Annotated in this window: 10 protein-coding genes and 1 pseudogene; 2 read left to right on the plus strand and 9 right to left on the minus strand. The window is 58.4% G+C overall.

The genetic code is table 11. From position 1 onward, the window contains the following. From IIY41_RS07430 to IIY41_RS07470, 9 genes and pseudogenes are all read right to left on the minus strand, one after another. A pseudogene (locus IIY41_RS07430) lies at positions 1-127 on the minus strand (acetyl-CoA carboxylase biotin carboxyl carrier protein subunit); the annotation flags it as partial. Positions 128-163: 36 nt separating this feature from the next. Next, entirely contained in the window at positions 164-1,495 is a 1,332-nt protein-coding gene (locus tag IIY41_RS07435) for a carboxyl transferase domain-containing protein (protein ID WP_009325441.1), read from the minus strand. A 98-nt stretch (positions 1,496-1,593) separates the two neighbouring features. Next, positions 1,594-1,941 carry a hypothetical protein gene (locus IIY41_RS07440; protein WP_287400216.1) on the minus strand — a complete coding sequence of 116 codons (348 nt, stop codon included), beginning with the start codon at positions 1,939-1,941 and terminating at the stop codon, positions 1,594-1,596. After that, on the minus strand, positions 1,938-2,801 hold the full coding sequence (locus IIY41_RS07445; RefSeq protein ID WP_058723718.1) for a pseudouridine synthase: 864 nt from the start codon (positions 2,799-2,801) through the stop codon (positions 1,938-1,940). The genes IIY41_RS07440 and IIY41_RS07445 overlap by 4 nt, the downstream gene beginning before the upstream one ends. A gap of 132 nt (positions 2,802-2,933) precedes the next feature. Continuing rightward, positions 2,934-3,353, minus strand: coding sequence for a GerW family sporulation protein (ytfJ, locus tag IIY41_RS07450; RefSeq protein WP_009325438.1), 420 nt, complete (start codon positions 3,351-3,353; stop codon positions 2,934-2,936). A gap of 80 nt (positions 3,354-3,433) precedes the next feature. Next, complete coding sequence (locus tag IIY41_RS07455; protein WP_154522791.1) at positions 3,434-4,045, minus strand: hypothetical protein; 612 nt, start codon at positions 4,043-4,045, stop codon at positions 3,434-3,436. Next, a complete protein-coding gene (scpB, locus tag IIY41_RS07460; RefSeq protein ID WP_256291119.1) occupies positions 4,042-4,650 on the minus strand; it encodes an SMC-Scp complex subunit ScpB in 609 nt (202 codons plus the stop codon). The genes IIY41_RS07455 and scpB overlap by 4 nt, the downstream gene beginning before the upstream one ends. Positions 4,651-4,697: 47 nt before the next feature. Beyond that, positions 4,698-5,405 carry a segregation and condensation protein A gene (locus tag IIY41_RS07465; protein ID WP_009325435.1) on the minus strand — a complete coding sequence of 236 codons (708 nt, stop codon included), beginning with the start codon at positions 5,403-5,405 and terminating at the stop codon, positions 4,698-4,700. Positions 5,406-5,438: 33 nt separating this feature from the next. Next, positions 5,439-6,095, minus strand: a complete 657-nt coding sequence (locus IIY41_RS07470; RefSeq protein ID WP_009325434.1) for a site-2 protease family protein — start codon at positions 6,093-6,095, stop codon at positions 5,439-5,441. A 339-nt stretch (positions 6,096-6,434) separates the two neighbouring features. Here IIY41_RS07470 and IIY41_RS07475 point away from each other — a divergent pair, with 339 nt between their 5' ends. Both IIY41_RS07475 and rpmB read left to right on the plus strand, forming a co-directional pair. Beyond that, the gene (locus IIY41_RS07475) at positions 6,435-6,752 is read left to right on the plus strand and encodes a VOC family protein (RefSeq protein WP_287400219.1); all 318 of its coding nucleotides are present in this window, start codon (positions 6,435-6,437) and stop codon (positions 6,750-6,752) included. A 143-nt stretch (positions 6,753-6,895) separates the two neighbouring features. Further along, positions 6,896-7,084, plus strand: a complete 189-nt coding sequence (rpmB, locus tag IIY41_RS07480) for a 50S ribosomal protein L28 (protein ID WP_009325433.1) — start codon at positions 6,896-6,898, stop codon at positions 7,082-7,084. The last annotated feature ends 283 nt before the right edge of the window (positions 7,085-7,367 follow it).

The raw sequence follows: 7,367 nt of genomic DNA on the forward strand, positions 1-7,367 counted from the left end.
CAGCCGGGGCCGGGGCAGCTGCGGGAGCCGGAGCTGCAGCAACAGGCGCGGCAGCGGCGCCGCTGGCGGTCTCTTCCACAGTAACGTTATAAGCGGTGCCGTTTACGGTGATATTGAAAGTTTTCATGGGATATCCTCCTGTTTATTATCTTTACTATTTCAATTACAGAGACATGTTGCCGTGTTTCTTCGGCAGACGCTGGGTGCGCTTGGTGGAAAGCATATCCAGCGCGGATACAACGGCGGCGCGCACGCCTGCGGCGGGCACTGCCATATCGGCCAGGCCGGCTTCCACGGCAGCGGCGGCGCTGCACACATCGGCAGCATACCGGGCGGCCAGCTTCGCGGTATCGGCCGCGATGTTGGTGCCGTTCTCCAGCTCATCCTTGTATAGAACGGTAACGGCTGCCTTCGGGTCGAGCGGGGCCACGGTGCAGCCCTCGACAGCGATCGTCAGGTCCGCGTTTGCCAGCGCGGTATACGCAACGCCCACGGCCTTGCCCGTGATGACAGCCACCTTCGCGGTGGTAGCGTCGGCGTAAGTACCTGCCAGACGCGCAGCTTCGCGCAGGCCGCCCGCCATATCATCGGAAGCGCTCTTTACAAAGCCGTCGGTATTTACAAGCGTGACAACCGGAATGCTGAACGCATCGCACAGACGTACAAAACGCGCGGCCTTGGACACGCAATTGCGGCACAGCACATCCTCGGCGCCCTTGGTGGCGACAATGCCCACCACATTGCCCGCCACCGTCGCCAGCGCGGTGTAAACGGTTTTGCCATAGCCCGCATACAGCTCGACTGCGCTGTTTGCGTCCGCGATGCTGGCTGCGGCTTCCACCGGGCAGTATTTCGCCAGGTTCAGCGTGCCCGCAGGAGCGGACGGCTCAAACACGGCGGGGCCGGCCAGATTGTTGGCAGGCAGCAGGCCCACCAGTTCGGCCGCCTTGGCAGCGGCCTCCTCGGCGCTGTCCACGACAATGGCCGCAACGCCCGCCTTGGCGGCAAACTCGGCGCTGCCCGCGCCCTCCAGCTTATCGCCTGCGGCGGCAGAGGTAAACGGAGCCGTCAAAAACAGCTCGCCCTCCTTGCTTACAATGCACACATCGGCAGCGGCAGCGGCCAGAGCGGAGCCCGCACCGCACACGCCGGTGACAACGGCGATCTGAGGCACAACGCCGGAGACCTTTGCCACGGCGGCGGCAACAGCCGCGCTGCCGGAAAGCGCCGCAAGGCCCTCTTCCAGCTTCGCGCCCACGGAGTTATAGAACGTTACGACGGGGTTGCCCGTTTTCGCGGCCATATCCAGAACTTTGACGACCTTCTCGGTGTCTTTTTCGGCCACGGCCGCGCCTGTCTGGCACACGGCGTAAACGGGGGTGCCGTTCGCGCTGCCAAACGCAGCGGTGACAGCGCCATCCGCGTAAAGCGCGCTGTAAGCGCCTTCGTCGAAGAATTTGGCAAGCACATCCTTGCCGGTTGTTGCGATAGCCATTAACAGCCCTCCTGCATTTTAAAAAAATTCCGAAATTAATATCATTATACTATTTTGACAAATCAATAACAAGTGTTTCTGTTATGATTTCCGTAAAATTATTCGCAAGTATGGAAAATACTGCCGTTGGGAACATCGCCCTGCGCTTCCGGGAAGAAAACGTTCTTCCATTCGGCAAGCTTTTCGTCCTCCCCGTTTACCCGGAAGGACGTGGCCCCGGCGTGTTCGCCTGCGGCCACACAGGCGCGCACCGCGCCGTCCACAAACATTTTTTCCTCCACGCCGCACTCCAGCACCTGCGTCACCGCGCCGTCCACACGGTACAGCATGTGGCCCAGATATTTGGGACCGTCCATTACGACATATCCCTCCACTTCTCCCTCGAAGCGGCCGTTGTTCAAAAGATCGATCACATCATATTCCCGGATGGGGCGCATTGCGATCATCCTCTGTTCCCTCCCCGTTTTTTTCTTGCCGCCACAGCGCCCTTGGGCGCGCGCGGGCCGTGAGGCCCAGCCGCGGTGCGGCGCGCGGCGTTGGCCGCCGTATTTTTCGCAATGGTGGCCGTGGCCTTCCCGCGGGAGGCGGCCGTGCGCAGCGCCGCCACCTCCTGGCTTGTCAGCTCCCGGTACTGGCCTGGCTGCAGCATGCCCAGCTTTACCGCGCCCAGCGCCGAACGGCGCAACCGGATGACATCCAGGCCCACGGCTTCGCACATACGGCGGATCTGGCGGTTTTTTCCCTCACGGATGGTCATTTCCAGCACTGTCCGCTCCGGTTCGTCTGTCACCACATGGATGGCGGCGGGCAGCGTTTTGCTTCCGTCGTCCAGCACAACGCCGTCCGTCAGCGCAATGATCTGCTCCTCGGTTGCGTGGGGGCGCACCGTCACGCGGTACAGCTTGGACACTCCATGGCTGGGGTGCGTGAGCAGATTGGCAAAATCACCATCATTCGTCAGCAGCAGCAGCCCCTCGCTGTCCTTGTCCAGACGCCCCACCGGGTACACCCGAACGGGCACGTCCGCAATCAGGTCCATTACCGTTTTGCGCCCGCGCTCATCGTTCGTGGTGGTGATGTAGCCCCGGGGCTTATACATCATATAATAATATTTCTCCGACTTCTTCGGCACATAGACCTTCTGTCCGTCTACAGTGAGCAGGTCTTTCAGCGTGTCCATTTTATCGCCCACTGTGACGGGCCTGCCGTTCAGCTTCACGCGGCCCTCACGGATGAGCTGTTCTGCGGCCCGGCGTGAGCATACGCCCTGCTCGGCCAGCACTTTCTGGATTCTTACGTCGCGCATGGTCTCTCCTTTTCTTTCCCCTGTCTGATCATTTTCCCGATGCAGCCCGGCCACAAAAAACGGCGGAGCCAGGGCGCGCGCGGGCCGGACAGCATGGCGCGTCCGGCCGCACGGCATGCCCGCGCCGCCGCGTTATTCCGCCGCCGGGGCCGCAGGCCGGGCTTCGCCCTGCGCCTGCTGCTCCTTCTGTTTGTTGTTGAACAGCGCCGTGATCTTATCAACCATGTCCGGCAGCATACCAATGGCGCGGTCTACACTGTTGGAGGTATCGGCAAGCTGCAGCATGCGCACGCTGCCGTCTTTTACCACCAGGAAAGCCACGGGCTGGATGGACACACCCGCACCGCCGCCGCCGCCGAACAGGTCCTTCGTCGTCTTGCTGGGAAAATCCGCGCCGCCGGAAGCGAACCCGAACGTCACCTTTGAAATGGGCAGCACCAGTGTGCCGTCCGCCATATTGATGGGATTTCCGATGATGGTATTGGAATCCACCATGCTCTTTATTTTTTCCAGGGTCACATCCATCAGGCCCTCAATGGGATGCTGGCTCATGCTGAATACCTCCGTTTGTTTTTGATGGCTCCGCAATGATATCAATTGGTTCGGCGCACAGCAGCCGCCTGCCGCAGCCTCTAAAGCACATGTTCATTCTTCAGCTGCACAAGCGCGTAAAGCGCCGCTGTTATCATTATAATCGGTGATGCGCCTATTTTACAAGAGAAATATGGCCCGGCCGTGATCTCTCCGGTAAAATCAGCCAAAATGCGCACCTGCCTGAAGCTCAGGTTGAAAAAATTTTGCAGCGCGGCGGCAGCTCCGCCCACCCATGCCTGCGCTCTGCCATAGGCGGCAGCCGTCTGCGCCGCATCGTCCCTGTGTATGGGCAGGATAAAAATAATGCCTGTAAAATGCAGTGCCCGGAACACGCGGCGCATGAATGCACCGGCGGCGGAAAGGATGCCCTGCACCTTTTCAAACGTCATATGAAGCTTCGGCTCCGGCTTAGCCGGCTGCTCCTTCGGGGCACTTTCCGGCCGCGGCGGCGTTTTCTTTTTCTTCCGGTCCGCCTTTTCCTTCATGGGATACAGGCGGAAACTGAAAATGCCCAATAGTTTCAGCCTGGCCGTAAACTCTCCCTGCTTATACTCCACCGCCACAGCCGCCGGAACAATAAGCAGAACCGCAAGCAGCGCCAAAAGCCCCAGGACCACCCAAAGCAGCACCATCAGAAACGTGTGCATCACACATCCCCTTCCGGTGCAAACGCCTGTGCGCCGTCCGCGTCCTCATCGCCGGAATACGCAGCCTCCCCCGCGGCCTCTTCCATTTCCGCATAGTCGTCACCGTGCAGCGGCGGCAGCTCAGCCAGCGAGGCGATGCCGAACGTACGCAGGAATACATCCGTCGTGCGGAAAGACACCGGCCGTCCGGGCAGGTCCAGCCGTCCGGCTTCCTCGATCAGCCCTTTCTGCACCAGCGTCTGCACTGTGGACGAAGAATCCACGCCCCGCACCTGCTCGATAAAGGAGCGGGACACCGGCTGATTGTACGCAATAATGGCCAGGACTTCCAGCGCAGCCGGAGAAAGCGGCGTGTTGCGCCGCGTGTCCATAATATCTTTGATATACGGCGCATAAGCCGTTTTGGTGGCAAGCTGCCAGCAGTCCTCCAGCTGGAGCAGCACAAGACCGCGGTCTTCGGCCTCGTAATCGTCCCGCAAGGAAAGAAGAAGGCGCGATACCGCGTCCTCCTCCACCCCCAGCACGCCCGCCAGGCGTTCCGCCGTGACAGGCTCGGCATGAGCGAACAGCATGGCCTCTACCGCGGCCTTGGTTTGTTTCAGATCCATTTTAATCCTCTCCCGCTTCTCTGGCAGTCTTAAGGGGGCGTATGCCGTTACATTTTACGCCCGGTGCGTACGGTGAGCGATTCGTCGTCCGCGATGGCGATGCGTCCGGCGCGCACCAGTTCCAGAACCGCGAGGAACGTAGCCACGGTCTGGCTGCGCCCCCCCTCCTTGACGAACAGCTGGCGAAGCCGCCTGACACGGCCTGTCATCAAGCCGCGCAGCACATGTATGATACGTGAGGTGACGGAAACGAAAGGCGCGGTGGTAAGCGGTTCGAACTGCTCCTGACGGGGCGGCTGCTTCTGACGGCTGCGTCCCTGCAGGGCGTTGTACGCTTCCTCCAGCAGATATACATCGTGACGCAGGCGGTACTCGGTATCCAGCTCGACCTCGGCCGGTTCACGCACCACGGTATATACGCCTTCGGCCATGCTGCGCAGCTGCGCAGCCACCTCCTTACAGGCGCTGTATTCCACCAGCATACCGGTGAGTTCTTCCTTCATGCGCTCGGCTTCTTCGCTCTTGGGCAGCAAAAAATACGACTTCATCTGCACCAGACGGGCGGCCATCTCGATAAATTCGCTTGCACTCTCCATCTGGTAAACAGGCAGGCCGTTCACCATCGAAACGTACTGGTCGATCAGGGCCACAATCTCGATGTCATAAATATTCATTTTGTTTTTGGAGACGAGGTACAGCAGCAGGTCCAGCGGCCCCTCAAAATCTTCCAGCTTAAAAGTAATCGTCTGTTCCATCCGGCAGGGTGATTCTCCTTTTCAAAGCGCTGTTCAAAGCACGGCGCGCAGAATGGCCTCGATAAATCCCGTGGCCGACACCAGCAGGTTCCACACAAAATTTGTGGCAACGCGCAGAGGCGTGTCCAGCCAGCCCAGCATCAAAACCGCGAACAGCCCCACCATGATATACCGTTCATAGCGCATCAGCCCGAAATAGGCCCCGCGCGGCAGGAACACCGTTGCAATGCGTGAGCCGTCCAGGGGCGGCACAGGCATCAGGTTAAACACGGCCAGCGTGATATTCGTCCACACCATCTGGAACAGCACCGCGGATACGAATATCCAGCCCTGCGTGCCGGGTGCGAGGTAGTACACCAGCTTGTAAAAGATCATACACAAAAAGGCCAGCAGCAGATTCGATGCCGGGCCTGCGGCAGCGGAGAGCGCCATATCCCTGCGGGGATGCCGGAAATTCGTTGCCGCCGCGATAGGCACGGGCTTGGCCCAGCCGAAGCCGACAAAGATCATGCAAAGCGCACCCAGAAAATCAAAATGGCGCAGCGGGTTCAGCGACAAACGGCCATAGCGCTTGGCTGTAGGGTCTCCCAGCTTGTCCGACGCCCACGCATGGGCGGATTCATGCACGGGGATCGCGGTGAGCAGCGCGACAGCGCGGGCCACATAGGTGGCAAGCAGGTCCCAATTCACGCGATGTCTCTCCCCTTCCGGCCGCGGCGCACAGCAGGCGCGTTCTGCGGCGTAAACTTTATCCAACGGATATTATATGATACCATTTTTCCGATGGGAACACAAGTACGCAGACGCCGTCTGCATTCCCGGTTCATGAGATATCGCCTTTCCATCGAAACCGAAACATCTTCGGCCCGTCCCTTGCAGCGAAGAACGGCGGGCGGTATACTTATTTTACGAATTCGCTCGCTCCCGCCAAACCAGGCTTGACCTGACAAAGGAGGAAAAGCAATGTCAAAATGCGCAAAATTCACGCTGTCTTTCAATCTTGATTTCACAAATGAAGAGTGAATCGCGATGTTTCAATTCTACCAAAACGCTTTCCATGCCCGAAAAACCTATGAAGGTACTCCTCCGGATAGCGATGATATCCATATCATGATGGATATTTACGGCGTTGAGAACCTTATCGGGCCCGGTGTAGCGCCCGGCAGCGGGAATTCCATATGCTGCGAGATTCGTTTTACGGATGAAAATGAATTTTGCAGAGCGTACGGCATATTAACACAGGAAAGCAAAAGCCATTCACTGGAAGGGCCGTTTCCCTGGGCGGCTAGATCGGGCCTTGTCGAAGATAAGTTCGGTGTCGGCTGGGCTCTTTATTACAACAAGTGAGTTTGTGCTTTTCCTCGCGCGGCCTTTCATTTTACGAAAACCGGCTGTTTAAAATATCTCTGATTTATTTTTGAAAAAAACTTGCTTTTTGCCGGATTATTTGATATTATATTCTAGCGACTTGAAAAGAGGAGGTGCAGTAAATGGCAAAATGTGATTGCTGTGGGAAAGGCGTGACCTTTGGTATCAAGGTGTCCCACTCGCACAGACGTGCAAACAGAGCTTGGAAGCCCAACGTAAAAAGAGTGAAAGCTGTGGTTGACGGTTCTCCCCGTTATATCCACGCCTGCACCCGCTGCCTGCGTTCGGGTAAAGTTACCCGCGCTGTCTGATAGCGAACAACTGCACCCCGCACACATCCGTGTGCGGGGATTTTTTGTTATACCATGACGCCGCGAAGATGCCTCAACAAAACCGCACCGGCTGCAGTTTTGCATGGTTCAATGTTTTCAAAGCTCTGTGCGCCAGCACAGGGGCGTGTGCCCTGCACACGCGCGGCCGCGCAAGCGGCAGCTTTGAGGTTATTATACCATGACGCCGCAAAGCGGCCTCAACAAAACCGCACCTGCTGCGGTTTTGCATGGTTCAATGTTTTCAAAGCTCTGTGCGCCAGCA

This window comes from Ruthenibacterium sp. (genome assembly GCF_017421385.1).
GTDB lineage: Bacteria > Bacillota > Clostridia > Oscillospirales > Ruminococcaceae > Ruthenibacterium > Ruthenibacterium lactatiformans.

What these genes read in the sequence shown, in the direction of transcription:
- IIY41_RS07465 (WP_009325435.1), bottom strand. Translation starts at nt 5,405, where the DNA reads ATGGAACAGACGATTACTTTTAAGCTGGAAGATTTTGAGGGGCCGCTG.
- ytfJ (WP_009325438.1), bottom strand. Translation starts at nt 3,353, where the DNA reads ATGAGCCAGCATCCCATTGAGGGCCTGATGGATGTGACCCTGGAAAAA.
- scpB (WP_256291119.1), bottom strand. Translation starts at nt 4,650, where the DNA reads ATGGATCTGAAACAAACCAAGGCCGCGGTAGAGGCCATGCTGTTCGCT.
- IIY41_RS07475 (WP_287400219.1), top strand. Translation starts at nt 6,435, where the DNA reads ATGTTTCAATTCTACCAAAACGCTTTCCATGCCCGAAAAACCTATGAA.
- IIY41_RS07435 (WP_009325441.1), bottom strand. Translation starts at nt 1,495, where the DNA reads ATGGCTATCGCAACAACCGGCAAGGATGTGCTTGCCAAATTCTTCGAC.
- IIY41_RS07440 (WP_287400216.1), bottom strand. Translation starts at nt 1,941, where the DNA reads ATGATCGCAATGCGCCCCATCCGGGAATATGATGTGATCGATCTTTTG.
- rpmB (WP_009325433.1), top strand. Translation starts at nt 6,896, where the DNA reads ATGGCAAAATGTGATTGCTGTGGGAAAGGCGTGACCTTTGGTATCAAG.
- IIY41_RS07445 (WP_058723718.1), bottom strand. Translation starts at nt 2,801, where the DNA reads ATGCGCGACGTAAGAATCCAGAAAGTGCTGGCCGAGCAGGGCGTATGC.